General features: G+C 62.2%; 13 protein-coding genes and 1 pseudogene. 5 read left to right on the top strand and 9 right to left on the bottom strand.

Going from position 1 to position 17,976, the window contains the following annotated elements; genetic code table 11:
* Nucleotides 1-318: 318 nt before the first annotated feature.
* Nucleotides 319-1,587: an adenylosuccinate synthase gene (locus ACMO9O_RS06975; RefSeq protein WP_418983099.1), complete on the bottom strand. Its 1,269-nt coding sequence runs from the start codon at nt 1,585-1,587 to the stop codon at nt 319-321.
* A gap of 448 nt (nt 1,588-2,035) precedes the next feature.
* Here ACMO9O_RS06975 and ACMO9O_RS06970 point away from each other — a divergent pair, with 448 nt between their 5' ends.
* Nucleotides 2,036-2,920 carry a hypothetical protein gene (locus ACMO9O_RS06970; protein ID WP_418983098.1) on the top strand — a complete coding sequence of 295 codons (885 nt, stop codon included), beginning with the start codon at nt 2,036-2,038 and terminating at the stop codon, nt 2,918-2,920.
* 222 nt (nt 2,921-3,142) lie between these two features.
* On the opposite strand, the pseudogene ACMO9O_RS06965 reads toward ACMO9O_RS06970, so the two are convergent.
* From ACMO9O_RS06965 to ACMO9O_RS06955, 3 genes and pseudogenes are all read right to left on the bottom strand, one after another.
* Nucleotides 3,143-3,385, bottom strand: a pseudogene (locus tag ACMO9O_RS06965) (flavin reductase family protein); the annotation flags it as partial.
* Nucleotides 3,382-4,002 (bottom strand): leucine-rich repeat domain-containing protein, encoded by a 621-nt coding sequence (locus ACMO9O_RS06960; RefSeq protein WP_418983096.1) that lies wholly within the window; start codon nt 4,000-4,002, stop codon nt 3,382-3,384. The pseudogene ACMO9O_RS06965 and the gene ACMO9O_RS06960, both read right to left, overlap by 4 nt.
* A 115-nt stretch (nt 4,003-4,117) precedes the next feature.
* On the bottom strand, nt 4,118-4,447 hold the full coding sequence (locus ACMO9O_RS06955; RefSeq protein ID WP_418983094.1) for a hypothetical protein: 330 nt from the start codon (nt 4,445-4,447) through the stop codon (nt 4,118-4,120).
* Between the two features lie 139 nt (nt 4,448-4,586).
* Here ACMO9O_RS06955 and ligA point away from each other — a divergent pair, with 139 nt between their 5' ends.
* The 4 genes from ligA (at nt 4,587) to ACMO9O_RS06935 (ending at nt 10,062) form a co-directional block, all read left to right on the top strand.
* Nucleotides 4,587-6,788 (top strand): NAD-dependent DNA ligase LigA, encoded by a 2,202-nt coding sequence (gene ligA / locus ACMO9O_RS06950; protein ID WP_418983092.1) that lies wholly within the window; start codon nt 4,587-4,589, stop codon nt 6,786-6,788.
* A 147-nt stretch (nt 6,789-6,935) separates the two neighbouring features.
* A complete protein-coding gene (gene dapA, locus ACMO9O_RS06945; RefSeq protein WP_418983090.1) occupies nt 6,936-7,826 on the top strand; it encodes a 4-hydroxy-tetrahydrodipicolinate synthase in 891 nt (296 codons plus the stop codon).
* A 29-nt stretch (nt 7,827-7,855) separates the two neighbouring features.
* On the top strand, nt 7,856-8,593 hold the full coding sequence (locus ACMO9O_RS06940; protein ID WP_418983089.1) for a DUF4919 domain-containing protein: 738 nt from the start codon (nt 7,856-7,858) through the stop codon (nt 8,591-8,593).
* Nucleotides 8,590-10,062, top strand: a complete 1,473-nt coding sequence (locus ACMO9O_RS06935) for a clostripain-related cysteine peptidase (protein WP_418983087.1) — start codon at nt 8,590-8,592, stop codon at nt 10,060-10,062. The genes ACMO9O_RS06940 and ACMO9O_RS06935 overlap by 4 nt, the downstream gene beginning before the upstream one ends.
* A gap of 179 nt (nt 10,063-10,241) precedes the next feature.
* On the opposite strand, the gene ACMO9O_RS06930 is transcribed toward ACMO9O_RS06935, so the two are convergent.
* The 5 genes from ACMO9O_RS06930 to ACMO9O_RS06910 are packed head-to-tail and all read right to left on the bottom strand — an operon-like array spanning nt 10,242 to nt 17,973.
* Entirely contained in the window at nt 10,242-12,524 is a 2,283-nt protein-coding gene (locus ACMO9O_RS06930; RefSeq protein WP_418983086.1) for a TIM-barrel domain-containing protein, read from the bottom strand.
* Nucleotides 12,525-12,537: 13 nt separating this feature from the next.
* On the bottom strand, nt 12,538-14,385 hold the full coding sequence (locus tag ACMO9O_RS06925) for a hypothetical protein (protein ID WP_418983085.1): 1,848 nt from the start codon (nt 14,383-14,385) through the stop codon (nt 12,538-12,540).
* Nucleotides 14,386-14,404: 19 nt separating this feature from the next.
* Nucleotides 14,405-15,313 (bottom strand): DUF4302 domain-containing protein, encoded by a 909-nt coding sequence (locus ACMO9O_RS06920; protein WP_418983084.1) that lies wholly within the window; start codon nt 15,311-15,313, stop codon nt 14,405-14,407.
* A 14-nt stretch (nt 15,314-15,327) separates the two neighbouring features.
* Nucleotides 15,328-16,266, bottom strand: coding sequence for a putative zinc-binding metallopeptidase (locus ACMO9O_RS06915; RefSeq protein ID WP_418983083.1), 939 nt, complete (start codon nt 16,264-16,266; stop codon nt 15,328-15,330).
* Between the two features lie 18 nt (nt 16,267-16,284).
* The gene (locus ACMO9O_RS06910; protein ID WP_418983081.1) at nt 16,285-17,973 is read right to left on the bottom strand and encodes a RagB/SusD family nutrient uptake outer membrane protein; all 1,689 of its coding nucleotides are present in this window, start codon (nt 17,971-17,973) and stop codon (nt 16,285-16,287) included.
* Between the last annotated feature and the right edge of the window lie 3 nt (nt 17,974-17,976).

Below are 17,976 nucleotides of genomic sequence, written 5' to 3'. Positions count from 1 at the left end.
GCTGCCGCCCTCCCTGCGCGCATCATCTTAATGCCGTGCCGCAGGTTACCGTTTATTCAGCCGCCCGCGGACAACTCTTTAATTATAGTCGCGGACGCGGCCTGCGGAGGACTGCTTCTGCGGGCCTCCGCCGCCGGAGGCTGCGGCCCGCGCGGCTGACGCCGCAAAACCTCGCAGATCGAACACCCCGGAAAGACTTATATCCGCAAACGCTTGTGACCGCTTGTAACTTTCAACCCATGCAGACCCGCGCGGCTGACGCCGCAAAACTTCTTACCAAGAAGCCAAGCCGCCAACCCCCGAAGCCGCCCGAAGGCATCACTCCCGGACGATCGTCTCTCCGCGGTCGGGACCGACGGAGATGATCTTCACGGGGACGCCCGTTTCGCGCTCGATGAACTCCACGTAGCGTTTGAACGCCGCCGGGAACTCTTCGTACGTGCGGCAGTCGCGCAGATCGCACTTCCACCCCTCGAAATCGGTGTAGACGGGTTGCAGGTCGTCGGTGACCGTGTAGGGGAACTGCGCGGTGCGCGCTCCGCCGATCGCATATTCGGTAGCCACGCGGATCGTGTCGAAGCCGTTCATCACGTCCGACTTCATCATGATGAGCTGCGTGACGCCGTTGATCATGATCGAATATTTCAGCGCCACCAGATCGAGCCAGCCGCAGCGGCGTTCGCGCCCCGTGACGGCTCCGAACTCGTGGCCGACGCGGCGCAGTTCGGCGCCCGTCTCATCGAACAGTTCCGTGGGGAACGGTCCGCTGCCCACGCGCGTACAGTAGGCCTTGAAGATGCCGTATACCTCACCGATGCGGTTCGGAGCCACGCCCAGCCCCGTGCAGGCCCCGGCGCAGACCGTGTTCGAGGAGGTGACGAAGGGATAGGAGCCGAAATCGACGTCCAGCAGCGTGCCCTGCGCCCCTTCGGCCAGCACGCTGCGTCCCTCGCGCAGACACTCGTTGATGAAATATTCGCTGTCGACGATGCGGAAGCGGCGCAAGTATTCGACCGCGTCGAACCACTCCTTTTCCAGCTCCGTGATGTCGTATCGGTAGTCGAGACTGCGCAAAATCTTCACGTGCCGCTCCTTGGCCGCAGCGTAGATCGCTTCGAAATCGGGGCTCAGCAGGTCGCCCACGCGCATGCCGTTGCGGCTCACCTTGTCCGTATAGGTCGGGCCGATGCCCTTGCCCGTCGTGCCGATCTTCGCGCTGCCCTTGGCGGCCTCGTACGCCGCATCGAGCACACGATGCGTGGGCAGGATCAGGTGTGCCTTTTTCGATATGAAGAGCTGCCGGGTCAGGTCGTGCCCGCTGCGGGCCAGCTCCTCGGCCTCGGCGCGGAAGAGGATCGCGTCGAGCACCACGCCGTTGCCGATCACGTTGGGTTTGCCGCCCTGGAATATGCCCGAAGGGATCGAGCGGAGTACGTATTTCTCGCCGCCGAATTCGAGGGTGTGCCCGGCATTGGGACCGCCCTGGAAGCGTGCCACGACCTCGTAACGGGGCGTCAGCACATCCACGACCTTTCCTTTGCCCTCGTCACCCCACTGCAGGCCGAGGATCACGTCCACTTTTTTCATGGTATCCGATTCAATTTGTTGCGCAAAAGACATTTTTTGCATCCAAAGGTACGAAATGAAATTAAGAATCAAAAATTAGGAATTAAAAATTATTCCGCCGGCCACAAGACGGACGCCATCCGCGCTTGCAGCAACCCCGGGCGAGGGCTGCGCCTCTCTTCCCGGCATCCTTGCAGGGAACGGCTTATTCCGGAAACGTGCCCAGCGATCGGGTGTTTGCAAATTCGGATATTTCTGCTTAATTTCGCCTCGTTAAACTTTAAAATCAATTCATTATGCAAAAAACCCGCTACTACGCATCGGGGGGGGGAATCCCGAATACCTGACGCCTGAAATTTCTGTGATCGACATAGCCGTCGAGCAGGGGTTCGCCGGATCGACCGGCACCCTCGAGGACATCACCTACGACCATTCGTGGGAAACCGCCAACCAATAATCCGCACCGGCTATGAAACAGATCAACCGCACCGCAGCTGCCGCTCTGGCGGCCCTTACGCTCCTTGCCTGCTCGAAAGAGGAGACCGCAAATCCCGCATCCGGAACTTCCGGCCCGCAAACTCCCTACACCATCACCGCCACTTTCGCCCAGCCGCACGACACGCGCATCTCGATGGAAGACGACGGCGCAACGGCCATCGCACTCAAATGGAAAAGGGGCGATTATATGTACGTCGTCAACGGCAGTACGACCACCGAGACCATCTATTACTTTGATGCTACGAGTATTTCCGACGACGGCAAAACAGCCTTGTTCGCCGGCTCGGGTTACCCCGCCGGAGCGACACCTGCCTTTGCAATACACCAGGGGACAGTAAGATTCTCCGAGTTCAAACCTACGTGCTTTAACCCCTCTGCTCTGGAATTTTTCTGGTCATCGGCATCGGAACTGCCCGACCGTTACCCGCTTTGGGCCAAATACGATCCCGACACCGGGAAACTGGCATTCAAGCCGCTGGCAGCCGTGCTCAAACTCAACGTCACACTACCCGCAGGGGTGTCGGGGACGCTCTCGCAAATCACGATCGAGACAGCGGATAGATCCAACACCTTTTATAACTACGCCTACGACTTTACCTCCGGATCGGCTGTACGGGTCGATAATTTCTTGGCCTACAAACTTACTTTCACGGGTTCCTCGCCGATCACCGAAGGGACGCCAGCGACTTTTTACCTTCTGTTGCGACCCGGAACCGAACCGAAAGGGAAGTCGTTCGTGATAACCCTGACTGTGGACGGCGCCGCCTATACCGCCACCGTCACGGGCGGCGCGCTCGCAGCCGGAAAGTGCTATCCGCTGACGCTCCCGGCCGCGAAATGGACCGCAGTCCAATAAGCTGCCGGCGCACGACCAAGCCGGGTGGAAAGTAAGCCGGCCCGGCCGCAGGAAGCGCGCGCGAGCCTGTCCGGAACGGATGGACCCGTAAAGGGCTGCTACCCTTTCCTGAAATTCGACTGCCGGAAATCAGGCAAACAACAGAGGGGGCGTTTCCACGCCCCCTCTCAATATTTCCCGGCCAAAAAGGGCGGGGTCATTCCCTCACCCAGACACCGGTTGCTCGTTCCCCAAAAAGGAGAGGGTGAAGGTTTCGCTATTTTCGACAAATTCGAACGTGTATCTCTCCGGACGAATAAAGACAAAAACGACGGGCTTGTTCCAAAGATAACCGACACCGCCCCAATTGGCTGTCATCGTATTGAATTTATTTTTCGTGCCGGCAGTGACGAGCATCCACTCCTTGCTGATAGCCTCGAAGAAATTGTCATTCAAATCCTTAACGCTGATTTTTTTGCGGCCTATAACACCTCGACGCGGGTCGGCCCGTCGATGAGGTAGCTCACGACCTGTCCCGAGCCGATATAGAGCACCGCCAGCGAAGGGTTGGCGGTCGCGTCGACCAGCTCCATGCGTGACGCGCAGCCGCTCACGTCGAGCGTCTTGAGCGCATTGGCCCGGCAGACCAGCGTGGAGAGCGAAGCGTTGGACTGGAGGTCGAGTTCCCCCAGCAGATTATTGGAGCAGTAGAGCGACCGCAGGCCGCGCAGGTCCCTCACATCGAGCCAGCCGATCCGGTTGCCGCTGCAATCGACCTCGGTCAACAGCGGGCACTTGCGCAGGTCGAGGTCCGTAAGCAGGTTGTCCGAACAATCGAGCGTCCGCAGGTTCTTGAAATAGGAGATGTCGGAAAGCGATCGGATGCCCAGCCCCGGACAGTCGATTCTCCGGATACGCTCCGCCTCGTAGACCGAGACGCGGCCGTCGCCGTTCAGATCGAACTCGCGGAGGCAATACGCCTCGAATGCAGGGTCGGTGAAGGTGATGTAGATGCGTTTGTTCTTGTCGTCCTGCTCGTCCTCGGCCAGACCGCAGGAGATAAGCGGCAGTGCGAAGAGGCAGACGAACAACAGACGCTTCATGGTTTATCGGTTGCGGCCGGCGGGGCCGGCGGTGAAAAGTCGGTTACGGTACGTCCGGGAAAGTCCCAATTTTCGGGCCAGAGGCTTTTCGGGACGCCGCAGCACCGAAACGGGATCAGATATTCACGTCGTCGTTGTCGTCGCCGTTGTCGTCCGAGCCGTCGTCCTGAATCTCGTCGGCTCCCTTGATCTCGTCGTCGTAGTAATCCTTGTCGTCCTCCTCCTGCGCGTTGTCGTCGATCTTCACGTCGATCTTCACGAGGTAGGCGATCTGGTCGGTATCGAACGGGACGGCATAGAAAAAGTCGCCGTTGGGTTTGTCCACGCGCATCATGGCGTCGGTGAAGCCCAGCGGATATTTCGCTTTTACGGCATCCTGCAACTCCGCAGTGAGGTTATGAAAACTCGTTACGATATGTTTCTTCGCCGTATTCTGTTTAGTCATAGTAATGCTTCGAAATTTTCTGCAATTATAAGCAAAATTTGTATATCGCACCACATCTGCAATTTTTTTTTGCATTTTTTTTGATTTCGTCCGCCGTTAGTTACAAAATATGTACCTTTACCCAAGTATTACTTCCGACATGATACGCGAACGAATCGAAGAGCTGCGCCGGCAGCTCGAACTGCACAATTACAAATACTACGTCGAGAACAACCCCGAAATCAGCGATTTCGAGTTCGACGCGCTGATGCGCGAATTGCAGGACCTGGAGCGGGAGCACCCCGAGTTCCTTGACCCCAATTCGCCCTCGGTGCGCGTGGGCAGTGACGTGACGGCCGAGTTCCGGACCGTCACGCACCGCTTCCCGATGCTCTCGCTGGGCAACACCTATTCGCTCGACGAACTGCACGAATTCGTCGACCGCATCGAGCGCGAGGCCGGGCCTACGGAGTTCGTCTGCGAGCTGAAGTTCGACGGCACGGCCATCTCGATCACCTACGAGCACGGAGAGTTGCTGCGCGCCGTGACGCGCGGCGACGGCACGCAGGGCGACGACGTAACGGCCAACGTGCGCACGATCCGCTCCGTGCCGCTGCGCCTGCAGGGGAGCGACTGGCCCGACTACTTCGAGATACGGGGCGAGATTCTGATGCCCTACGCCTCGTTCGACCGCCTCAACGCCGAGCGCGAAGCGGCCGGGGAGCCGCTGCTGGCCAACCCCCGCAACGCAGCCGCCGGGACGCTCAAACAGCAGTCGTCGGCCGTGGTGGCGCGGCGCGGGCTGGACTGCACGCTCTACCAGCTCTCGGGCGACGATCTGCCGTTCAAGACCCACTGGGAGAGCCTCGAAAAGGCGCGCAGCTGGGGATTCAAGGTCTCCGAGCACATGCGCATCTGCCGCGACGCGGCCCAGATCGACGCTTTCATCGCCCAATGGGACGAGGCGCGGCGCACGCTCCCCTTCCCCACCGACGGGGTGGTCATCAAGGTCAACGACTTCGCCCTGCGCCGCCAGCTGGGCTTCACGGCCAAGTCGCCGCGCTGGGCCGTGGCCTACAAATTCAAGGCCGAGCAGGCGCTCACGCAGCTCGAAAGCATCGACTTCCAGGTGGGACGCACCGGTGCGGTGACCCCCGTGGCAAACCTCGAGCCGGTGCTGCTGGCCGGAACCACCGTCAAGCGGGCCACGCTGCACAACGCCGAGCAGATGGCCCAGCTCGACATCCGTCCGGGCGACATGGTCTGCGTCGAAAAGGGCGGCGAGATCATCCCCAAGATCACGGGCGTCGACCTTTCGCAGCGTCCCGCCGACAGCGTGCCGTTCCGCTATATCGACCGCTGCCCCGTCTGCGGGACGCCGCTGGTGCGCTACGAAGGCGAGGCCAAACACTACTGCCCCAACCAGAGCGGCTGCCGGCCCCAGATCATCGGGCGCATCATCCACTTCATCCGCCGCAAGGCCCTCGACATCGAGGGGCTGGGCGAGGAGACCGTCGAACTGCTCTACGACAACGGCCTGCTGCACGACATTTCGGACCTCTACGACCTGCAAGCCCCGCAGTTGGCGTGTCTGCCGCGGCTGGGCGAGAAGTCGGCCGAGAACATCATCCGCTCGATCCGCCGGTCGAAGGAGGTCCCGTTCCGCCGCGTGCTGTTCGGACTGGGCATCCGCTTCGTGGGCGAGACCACGGCCAAGTATCTGGCCGAACACTTCCGCACGCTCGACGCGCTGATGGCTGCCTCGTGCGAGGAGCTTACCGAGGCCGACGAGGTGGGGGGCAAGATCGCCGAGGCGATCGTCGAGTACTTCGCCGATGCGGAGAACCTGCGCATCATCTCCCGGCTGCGAGAGGCCGGGCTGCGTTTCGAAGAGGAGGCGCGCGAACGTTCGTCGGACGCACTCCAGGGCAGGAGCTTCGTCATCTCGGGCAAGTTCCTCAACCACAGCCGGGATGAACTCAAGGAGCTGATCGAGCGGCACGGAGGGCGCAATGTGGCAGCCGTGTCGGGCAGCGTCGACTACCTTGTCGCGGGCGAGAACATGGGTCCGGCCAAGCTGAAAAAGGCGGAAAAGCTGGGCGTGAAGATCATTTCCGAGGAGGAGTTCGAAGCGATGCTCGGCGCAAACCCGGAAGCGGAACGGGCCGAAGAGACGGAAGAGACCGCTCCGTCCGGAAAAGGCCGGGAAGCCGGGAGCGACGAAGGGACTCAGAGCGGCGAAGAGACCCGGAAAACCTCAGCAACGGGAAAAGCCGCAGGGGCCGGGGAAGCCGGAAATCCCGAAGCCGGAAAGTCCTCAGGAGCCGCAGGGGCCGCGCCCCGGGACGGCGAGCTGTTCTGAGCGTCCGCCGCATCGGCGGCCATCCCCTGCGGCTGTGAGCGATCGCAACCGGAGCGGGCGGGTAACGGACGGCTTCTCAAAGTCGCGCCGCGCCGCGCGGTTTTCCGCAAAATATTGTTAAATTTGCTGCTGAGAAACCCGAACATTATGATACGACACAAGCTCGCAGGCGTGGGAGCCGCCCTGATAACCCCCTTCACTCCCGACGGACGGGTCGACTACGATGCCCTCGCGCGCATGATCGACTACGTGATCGAGGGCGGCGTCGACTACATCGTGGCGCTCGGAACCACGGCCGAAACCCCGACCCTCTACCTGCCCGAGAGGGCGGTCATCGCCATGTTCATCACCAACCACATCGCCGGCCGCGTGCCGCTGGTGGTCGGCGTGGGCGGCAACTCGACCTCGGAGGTGCTGGACCAGCTGCGCGAATTCGATCTGCGGGGTGCGGACGCCATCCTGAGCGTCACGCCCTACTACAACAAACCCTCGCAGGAGGGGCTTTACCAGCATTTCCGCACCGTCTCGGAGCACTCTCCCCTGCCGATCATCCTTTATAACATTCCCGGCCGCACGGGCGTGAACATGACCGCCGAAACGACGCTGCGCGCGGCCCGCGACCTGAAGAACGTCATCGGCGTCAAGGAAGCCTCGGGCGACATCGCCCAGATGCAGCGTATTCTGGACGAGCGCCCCGCCGACTTTCTCGTGCTCTCGGGCGACGACGGCATGACGCTCGAACTGATGCGCCGCGGCGGCGACGGGGTGATCTCGGTGGCGGCCAACGCTTTCCCGCGGCGCTTCATGCAGTGCATCGGGAGGGCCAAGGCGGGCGATTTCGACGGGGCGCAAAAGGAGTACGAAGCCCTCGACGAGGCCGTCCGTGCGCTCTTTGCGGAGGGCAACCCCGTGGGCGTGAAGTGCGCCCTGTCGGTGATGGGACTTATCAACGACCGCGTGCGCCTGCCGCTGGTTCCGGGGTCGGAAGCGCTGCGCGCCCGGTTCGAACGGCTGATTGCGGAATACGATTTGCGTTGATTGCCCGTTAGTGCTGAAAACCGAAGCCCATGAAACGACTCCTGATCGCCCTGCTGCTCCTGCCCGCGCTCGCCGCGGCGAAGGCCCCCGACGAAAACGACATCCTCGACAAGACGCTCGACCGCGAATCGCCGTACTACTACTCGGCGCTGCTGATGCGTTACAACGCGGGCGACGAGACGCTCACGGACGACGACTACCACTACCTCTATTACGGCTACGCCTACCAGGACGCCTACAAGCCGCTGGAGACCAACCCCTATCTGGACAAGGTGCTGCTGCTGGCCGCCGGGATCGACCCCGACAACCCTAACCGCGAATCGCTCGAAGCGCTGCTGTCGGCCGCGTTCGACGCCCAGCAGAAGGACCCGTTCAGCCCCAAACTCCTCAATTTGATGGCTTTCGCCTACGGTGCGCTGGGCGACCGGGAGCGCGAGAAAGCCTACTACAACCGCATGAACGGCGTCGTGCGCACGATCCTCGCCTCGGGCGACGGGCTCACGCAATCCACGCCGCGTCATATTCTGATGTTCGACCACGCGCTCGACGTGCTCTCCGCCGAGGGGCTTGCCTACGGCAAGAGCCGTATCGTCAGCCGCACGGTGGAGTTCGTACCGCTGGCCACCCCCTACGTCGTCGACGGCAAGAAACGCCGCGGCTTCTATTTCGACTTCGGACGCATCTACCGGAACAAGCCCGAAGGCTACACCTACAAACGCGACCGCACATGGCAGTTCAACAACCTCAAACCCCGCGAATACAAATGATCCGCCGCCTCGGCCTGCTGCTGATCGCAGCCTTCGTGCTGGCGGCCTGCTCGAAGGACGAGGAGGAGCCCGTTTTGCACCTCTCCCAGCCCATCGCGCTGCTGGCGGCCGACGCCGACGCCGTGGCGACGATCGACGTGGACGCCCCGGAACCGTGGTCGCTCACCACGAGCGGCGAAGGGTTTCTGGTCTCGCCCGTCCAGGGCGGGCAGGGCGTGACGCGCGTTACGATCACAGTGACCGAACCGAACGATGCTCCGAAGCGCCGCACGCTGGGAAGCGTGCGCTTCAGGCTGATCGACGGGACCGTCGAATACACGCTGGAGGTGGCTCAGCGTCCGGCCACAGCGACGCAGACCATGCTGCTCTACATGCCGGGACACCAGTTGCTGGACGACTACGAGAACAACATCGATGGCATCCGCAGCGCCGTCAACGCGCGCATGCCGGGCGACGGACGGATACTGGTCTGCTATCAGCCCGATCGACGGAGCGATCGGGCGACGCTGCTGGAGATCGGCTACGACGCCCAAACGCAGCAGTGCACGACCTTCATACACGGGGAGTTCGACCCGTTCCGGGCCGACGATCCCGCCGACGTGGAACAGATGCTCGCCCAGGTAGCCGAGATCGCACCCGCACAGCGCTACGGGCTGGTCATCGGCTGCCACGGCAAAGGGTGGATTCCGGCCGGCGGCAGCGTCACCGCGCTCGGCCGCCGTCCGGGCGAAGCCGACGACCTCTGGACACCCGTGCCCGGAGCGCTTCCGACCCGTGCGTTCGGCGATCCGGGGCGCGAGATGGACATCGCACAGCTTGCCGCGGCCATCGACGCGCAGAAGTTCCGCATCGCATGGCTGATCTTCGACGCCTGCTTCATGGCCAATATCGAGACGCTCTACGACCTGCGCGGATCGGTCGAGCGGGTCGTTGCCGCCCCGTGCGAGATCATGGCGGCGGGATTCCCGTACAGCCGGGCCGTACCGCGTCTGTTCGCCGACAATGGCGCGACATGCGATCTGAAAGGGGCGTGCTACGAGTTCTGGAACTTCTACGAGAACGATTGGAAAAGCGTTCCCCGTAACGCCCAGTCGGGTTGCATCTCGCTGGCCGTAACGGCCGAGCTGGACGGTCTGGCGGACGTGATGCGGCGCATCAACCAGAAAGGGCTTCTGCCCTACGAACCGAACGACCTGCAAATCTACGAAGGTCTCACCTCGCACCTCTTCTTCGACCTGGGGCACTACACGCAGACGGTTTGCCCCGATGCGGCGCTGCTGGCGGAGTTCAACGAGCGGATGGAGCGGGCGTTTCCCGTCGACTGCCGCTTCCACACCCAGGCGTTCTATTCGGTCTATAACGGAAAGATGAACCCCATCAGACACTACTCGGGCGTCTCGGTCAGCGAGCCCTCCAAGCGGCAGGTCGACGCCAACCGGCAGACGGCGTGGTATCGGGAGACGCATTAATCACACTTGAATGTACCGGTAATTTTTGATCCGGCGTTCGAACCAGACAGTCGTAATTCGCGGCCTCCGGCGCGTATACAGGTCTGACCCACCCCCTATATCCCCTCCTCGGAGGAGACTTATAAAAGTTACGCCCCGGATCGCATGCGGTCCGGGGCGTAAACTTTATACTCGATCGGTCAGAGCTGCATCTGCTCGACCGTCACGGTCGTCGCCGTACGGATGCTGCGGGCGGGAATCTCCACGACATAGCCGGCGATCGTCTCGTCCCGCCGGGGAGCGACGCGCTTCGAGCCGACCCGGACCGAACCCACCGAGCGGACGGCGGGCAGTTCGATCCGGTAGTTGCGCTGCTGCGGCTGCCCTTCGTACGACCCGTTCGCAGGCGAGACGGAGATCGTCACCCGGCTGCCGTCGCGGCGGTAGTTGAGCGCCGTTTTCGCGTACTCGCCCCGTTCGCAGGCGTCGCTCACCCCGTCGTCCTCGTAAAGCGTCGAGGTATTGTCGGCTCCGTCGGCCCCGGGATAGCAGCGCAGCACCACCTCGTCGAGCGGCTCGGTCGCCGGGCGCGGCGTATAGGGCTGCATGGGGATGACCCAACCCCCGCGCGCGAAGAGCGGAAATTCGTCCAGCCCCTTCGCCACGCCGGGCCGCTGACCGCCCGGATAGGCTTTGCCCGAGAACCAGTCGTACCACACTTCGCCCTCGGGGAACCAGACGGTCTGCGTGGCGATGCAGTTCTCCCCCTTGCCGGGCGCTGTGATGGGCGCTACAAGCAGCAGGTCGCCGAATAGGTATTGCTGCGGGTTCTCGTAAGCCTCGTCGGCCTCGGGGTAGTCGATATACATTTGACGGATCAGCGGCAGCATCGTCTCGTGGGTCTGCCGGACGCTCGAATAGATATAGGGGAACAGGCGCGAGCGCAGGTGGTAGGCGGCACGGAGCGAGCGGGTGGCCGCCTCGCCCTGCATCCAGGGACGGCGGTCGAGCTTCGGATCGCGCGTGCAGTGGATCTTCAGCGAGGCCGACATGGCTCCGAACTGGGTCCAGCGTGCGTACAACTCGGGGTATTCGGGTCCCGAACCGCCGTAGAAACCGCCGATGTCGTGCGCCCAGTAGTAGCAGCCGGCATTGCCGCTGGTCGCCGTCAGTTCGACCTCGAACGCCAAGAGATTCCAGTTGGCGAACGAGTCGCCCGAGAACTGGATCGGGTAACGGTGGTCGCCCCACCCCGCCCAGCGGCTGTAACTGGCTCCGCGCAGGCCGTCGCGCTTCGAACGGTCGTAATAGAGCTTGTTGATCCACGCCAGCGAGGGGGTCGTCGTCCCCAGCACGCGCGGATACATCGAACTTTGCTGCCAGTCGAGCCACCAGAAATCGACGCCCTTGCGCTCCGAAGGTTCATGCGTGTACTTGAAGAAGTACTTCATGTAGGTTTCGTCACCTAGATCGAACGGCACGATGCTGTCGTTGACGATCAGTTCGGGCTTCTCCCGGCGGATCTCACGCAGAAAATCGGCGTACCCCTCCTCGTGGGGCCGGATGCCGTCGTGCGGATGGTCGTTGATCGAGACCGACAGCCCCCGCTCGTGCATCGTGCGCATCAGCCCCTCGGGATCGGTAATGTAGCGGGGATTCCACGTATAGCCCGTCCAGCCGCGCGAGACGGAGGCTCCGGTTCCGGTGGTCGCCTCCTTCTGCAGATGCCAGCCCATGTCGAAGACGATGTTGTCGATCGGAAAATCGTTCTTGTCGTAGTCGTCGACCAGCTGCAGGTACTCGTCGGCCGTGTAGTCCCACCAGCGGCAGTACCACGAGCCGTGCATGTACTTGCGCGTCATGGGAACATGGCCGCTGATCGCGCCCAGCGCGGCGAACGCGGCCTTGAAGTCACGGCCGTACATGAAGTAGTAGCGGTCGATGACGTGCGTGCGGTCGCGCAGCGCGAGGCGGTTGTCGATCACCAGGTCCTTGCCCGTGTCGTCGATCACGTACCACCCCTCGCGGCTCAGCAGGCCGTTCTGCGTGGGTACGCGGTCTTTCACCATGTCGAGCGTCGAGATCGCACCGCCGAGGTTCTTGCCCGAATTGGACCGCGACTTGAGATCGGTCTCCGTGCCGTCGGCGTTCTTCAGGTAGAGCGCCATGTTGTAGCGCCCCACGGCTGGGAAGCCGTCGTTGTCGAACTGCAGACGGAAAAAGTCGGTCTCCACCTGGTAGCGGTTGGGCGCTACCTCGGAGAAGGTGAAGTCGTTGCAGAGCGAATCGCGGTTGCACGCGAAGAGGGTCTGTTCGTCGACGAAACGGCCCTGCATGGCGTACTCCAGGCGGAAAAGCGCGGGCGTGATGACCGTGATGCGCGTATTGCCGACCACGATCGGGTTGGTTGCGGGCAGCTCCCCGGCCTGCACCCCGGGGTGCAGGCCGAGAAGAGCCGCGGCGAGAATAATCAGTTTTTTCATTGCTCGGGAAATACTAATAGTGTTTGTTGGTGAAGGTCCAGTAGTTTTGGGGTTCGTCGACCGGAACCAGCCACAGCGGTCCGTTCTGGGTGTCGATCTTGTTGCCCGAGCCGGCGAACTCGTAGTCGCGGGCGCCCCATTCGAAGTAGAAGTCGTGCTCGTGGAAGTAGGAGTACATCAGATCGAAGATCGGTTTGGTCTGCTCGGTAGCAGTGGCGTAGACGCCGGTTTTGCTGACGGTGTACCCCTCGAAACGGAACGTTCCGTCGCTGTTGCGCACGCAGGTGGTCTTGTGAGTAAACTGCTTGAACGACGATCCCGTCATGCCGGGACGATAGTAGAACAGCATGTCGATATTCAGCACGCCGTCCGTCTCTCCGGTCAGCTTGTAGATAATGCCGTTCATGCGGAAGCCGTTCGCCTCGCACGCCGCCGTCCAGCCGCCGTAAATCTCGTCGCGGAAGAATGGCGACTGGCACGATACGGGAACGTTGTTGGAACTTTGCGTGTCGTCGTTGCAGATGATCTGCCAGGCGTTCATGTAAGGCAGGTATTTACCTGCGGTCCCGACGCGGATATGGCCGTCGAAGAGGTCCTCGCGCGTGGTGATCTCCACCGTCTTGCTGTACGACGTGCCGTACTGGTTGGTGACGTAGGCGCGCACATGGTAGGCCGTGGCGGTCTTCAGTCCGAAGAAGAGCGGCATCGTGTAGGTGTTCGGGGTGAGGGTTTCGTCCGTTTCGAAGACCTTGTGGTCCCCCTCCACGGTCGGCTCGGGGTCGGTCTCGCTCCAGCAGACGCCCGCCGCCGTAACGTCGGCGTCGAAGATGCCCAGATTCTCGATCGTAAAGGTTGGCGACAGCCAGCGGCTGCGGATGTCCATCGCAGCTTCGAGCCGCACGCTGGCGCGCGAGGTGGCCACGTTGCTGATCTCCTTGCCCTCCTTGTTGCTGGCCCAGGCCCAGATGTAGCCTACGTTGTCGCTGGCGGCGATCTCCACTTCGTATTCGCCGATGGTCGTGGTCGGGGAGGTGTACTCCGTTCCCCGGTCGTAATCCTCGGTGTTGCCCACGCAGATGCCGCAGCGGGTCTCCAGCGTTTCGTCGGCAGCCTCCTGCACGCTCGTCTTCGCACGGACGACGATCCGGTCGCCCCGGCGTTCGAAGCCCACGATCGACACGATCGGCTTGTTGTACTGCCGTGTCCGGAAGGTGACGACCGGGCTGTAGGAAACCCCCTCGTCGGTGCGGATGTAGATGCGCACGAAGTAGTCCGTCTTGTCCGTCAGTCCGTTCACCTGAGCGTTCATCCGGCCCAGCCCGCCCTCGATGGGAAGTGTCTCGCACCGCTCGTCATCCACGGTCGGTTCTTCGACGGGTCCGTAGCAGAAGCCCCGTTCGAGAATCTCCCGGCCGCCGTTGGTGAAGACATAGCCGTCGAGCATGGCGGAGGTGTGCTCCACCTCGCTCGCCTCGCCGGCAAGCAGGTAGGGCTGCCCCTCTTCGAGCGTCCGAAAGCGCTTGGTTTCGCCGCGGACCACCTGCCCGTTGACGCGGGCATAGACCCAGCAGGCGTAGTCGTGCCCCTTTTCCAGTCCGGAAAGGGTCACTTCGAACGTGTCGCCGCCGTTCGGGGCCGGGAGCGTCACCACGCGGTCGGGCGCGCTCTCGTCCGAGAAGCAGACGCCGCGCTCGGAGCAGACGCCCCGCACGTAGCCGACGCAGACGGCGCTCTGATAACCGATCTCCTTGACGCGGGTCGTTTCCACGACGTCGACCCCTTCGGTTTCGTCGTCGTTGCAGGCCGCAAGGAGTGCGCACACCCCTGCGAGCAGTATCAATCCGTATTTGAATCGTTTCATCTTACAGGCTGTTTAAGGGTTACTCATTGGGTTTGGTGTAGACCGCACCGTCGTCGCCCACGGCGTCGTAGGCTCCGTTCGCGTCATTCCAGCGGAAGGAGACGATCGAGGCATTGCCCACCCGGACCGGAGCGATCAGGCCGATACGGCTCGGGGCCCGGTCGGCGGCAGCCGTCTCCAGCTCGATCCACATATGGCCCTCGGCGCGCTGCGCGGCGCCGTCCTCCTCCCACGAAAGCTCCGCGAAGCGGTTGCGGTCGGCCGTCGCAGTCGCATGCAGCGCCCGCAGGAACGACACCGTGACCACGCGGCCGTCGATCGAAAGGGTGCTTTCGGTATGCCCCTCGATGCGGGCGTAGTCGTTGAGCAGCGCCTGCTGTTCGAAAACGGCTTCGGCTTCGTCCTTCGTGGCGCGGCGCAGGTAGGCCGTGGTCTTGTTGAGCATGCCGCGCAGGGTGAACGTGCCGCTGTCGAACGAGAGGATGCTGTACTCGAAATCGGCGTAAAGCGCGTAGTGGGTCGGCACGTTGATGACGTTGTAGGTCGGGTCGCACAACATGTGGATATAGTTGTAGGTGGTGAAGATCAGCGACGGCATGTGCAGCGCCTTGAGCTGGTAGGTGCTCTGCCGCGGCTCAGTCGTGGTGTCGGTCCCGTCCTTGACGGTGTAGCTGGCCGTGAGGTCGCTGAGCATGATTACTCGCTCCTTGTCGTCGAAAGAGAGGTAGTGGCGGAAGACGCCGAACTTGGAGTCGACGAGCAGAATCCAGCCGTTGGTGGCGTCCGTAAGCGCCTGCTGGTACTCGCCGAGCGTGCGGGCGAGGCGCGTGTCGGTCGGTTCGTCCCAGGTCCGGTCCTCCTTCATGTCGCATGCGCTCAGCAGCGCGAGGCAGGCCGTCAGCGCAAAGTATTTGATGATCGGTTTCATAGCGGTTCAGCGGTTTAGTTCAAATTTTTCTCGGCCTCGATATCGTCGCGGATTTCCCGGATCGCCTCCTGCACCAGAGTGATGAGGCCCTTTTTGGCGTGGGTGTCGTAAAGCTCGACGCCCCAGGTCGACTTGAGGTAGGTCTCGATGAGCGACTGCTTCGTACGCAGCGCCGCACCGGGATCGTAGCTCGTCTTCCGGTTCTCGGGCTTGGCGTACCAGGCGCTCTCCTGGGCGATCAGCTCCTCGTACCACTCGCGGCCGTACATGCACAGGAACGCGAGCGTCTCGGCGAAGTCCTCGCCCGGGGATTTGCAGGCGTAGTTGCTCACGAAACCGTTGTGGCGGGCCTGCACGGTCGAGACGGAGGTCCACTTGGTCGTGTAGCTTTCCGACGTGACCTCGGCGAACTCCTCGGGATAGCGCTGCGCCTGCGAGATGGTGTGGGCGAACTCGTGGTGGCAGGTCTTGAGCATCGAGATGAGCACCTCCGGATCGGTCTTGTAGTCGTTGGCGCGGAAGATGACCACCTTGCGGCCGCCCTCGGCCTCGCCGGTGACGATCGTCGAACCGGAGTACTTGGCGCTGCCGACCAGCATGAACTTCTTGGGCGAGAGCTTGTAGATGAACGAGGCGTTGTCCGTGCCGCGGGTCACCTCCTCGTAGGGCTTGATCCACCCCTTGACGACGCCCTGCATGATCGGACGCACGACCTCCTCCTTGACCGGAACCAGCGTATAGGTGAGGTCGACTTCGGAGCGGTCCCAGCGGTATTTCACCTCCATGTTATAGGGGACGGTGATGTTTTCGTAAATCCACCGGTCGAGCTCCGTCTGCATCTCCCGGTCACCGCCGAGGCCCAGAATTTCGTAGTTCTCGCCGATATTGTCTTCGCCGCACGCGGCCGTCAGCAGGCCCGCGGCAAGCAGTAAAAACAGTTTTATCGTTTTCATTTCACTCTTTTTTAGCGGTTACCAATCAGGGGTCAGCAGTTTTTCGCGTGGGTTGAGCTCCACGCCCGACAGCACGGACTCCTCGGGAATCTGGAGCACCCAGCGGTCGTCGCCCGGCAGCAGCCAGTTCGAACGGCCTTTCTGGTCAAGCTGGGTCACGTGGTAGATCGGAATCCGGTAGCGCCACATATCCCAGTAGCGGATTCCCTCGAAGAGAAATTCGTTGCGGCGGCAGTCGAGCAGGAAGTGCAGCACCGCCTGTCGCTTCGCATCCCACGACGCCGTGCCGTAGGCGTTGTAGCGGTTCATGAAGTAGTCCGGATTCTTGTTGCCGCCCTCGTCCAGCAGCACCTCGTAGGGGGTTCCGTTGGCCGGCTTGTATTTGGCGTAGAAGTCGTAGATGCTCTCGAGCGTCAGGCAGTTCATCTTTTCGTCGTAGGGGTCCTTGGCCACATGGTCGTAGATGCGCGTGCGGCAGAAGATGTTCAGGTCGGCCACGGCCTCGTCGAGCCGGTTGAGGTGGATGTAGGCCTCGATGCGGTTGAAGAGCGCCTCCTCGGCGTGCAGGTACATATAGATCGAGTAGTTGTTGCCTGTGGTGCTGTTGATGCCGCTCTTCACGAACTGGTTTTCGTACTTGCCCACCCACGAGAAGGGTTTGTTGTCGCCCGAGCACATGTAGGCCCATTTGCCGCCGGTCGGATTGGCCGAGCTGACCGTATGATCGGTGTCCGCCAGCGAGCAGGCGTAGCGCATCGTACCGCAGCTGGCCACCGACGAGATCATTTCGCAGAGCAGCAGGTTCGACTTGGTGGTCATGCGCCAGTACCAGGGACGCACGTCCTTCACGCCGTTCTTGGCGTAGTCCGTGGTCCAGGGCTGGAAGTTGTCGAGCGCCCAGATCGCGGCGGGGTCGGTGGCCGACACGTTCCACACGCCGGGTTCCACCTCCTTGAAGTCCGTGGGCTTGGGGATGACCTTCGACGCCTCCTCGACGACCTTGTCCCAATCGCCGCGGAACGCATAGTAGCGCGAGGCGAAGGTATGGGCGGCGGCGTAGTTGAAGTGGTAGCGCGGCACGCGGTGCACGGCGTCGCTGGCGAGGTGCTCCAGTCCGTAGAGCAGGTCGGTTTCGATCCTATCGTAGGTTTTGGCGACCGTCTCGCGGTCGTACTGCTTGATGGAGACGTCCTCCGATTCGCGGACGTACGGAACGCCGGGATGGGCTTCGTTGGCCGCCGGGTCCGTCGGATCGTACATCTGCGCGAAGGTCGTGACCAGCAGGAAGTGGGAGAATGCGCGCGCCATGTGCGCCTCGGCGACGTAGGCGGCCGTGAGTTCGTCGTCGAACTGCGCAGCGGCCTCGATGGCCGCATTGGCGTGCGAAATGGCGCGGTAGCACTGCGACCAGAAGTAGTTGGGCGAGTCCTGCGCCGTGGAGTTGGGTTCGCGCCAGAAGAAGGGGTCGGTATTCGAAAGTTTCTCCTTGTTGCTCAGTTCGGAGTCGGTCACGTAGTCGACGCGGGCGTTGAAGTTGACCGCGTAGCACGCTTTCGGGTAGGCCGACGCGACGAGTTTGCCGACCTTTTCGGGCGTGTCGATCTCGGTGCGGTTGTCGGGTACGGTATCGAGGTAGTCGTTGCACGCGACGCTGCCCGACAGCCCGGCAAGGAACAGCAGCCGAATGATGTATTTCAGGGATTTCATGGT

The sequence above is a fragment of the Alistipes sp. genome (genome assembly GCF_048465635.1).
Classification (GTDB): Bacteria; Bacteroidota; Bacteroidia; order Bacteroidales; family Rikenellaceae; genus Alistipes.
Note: the sequence above shows the minus strand (reverse complement) of the source record. Positions and strands in the feature narration are given on the sequence as shown.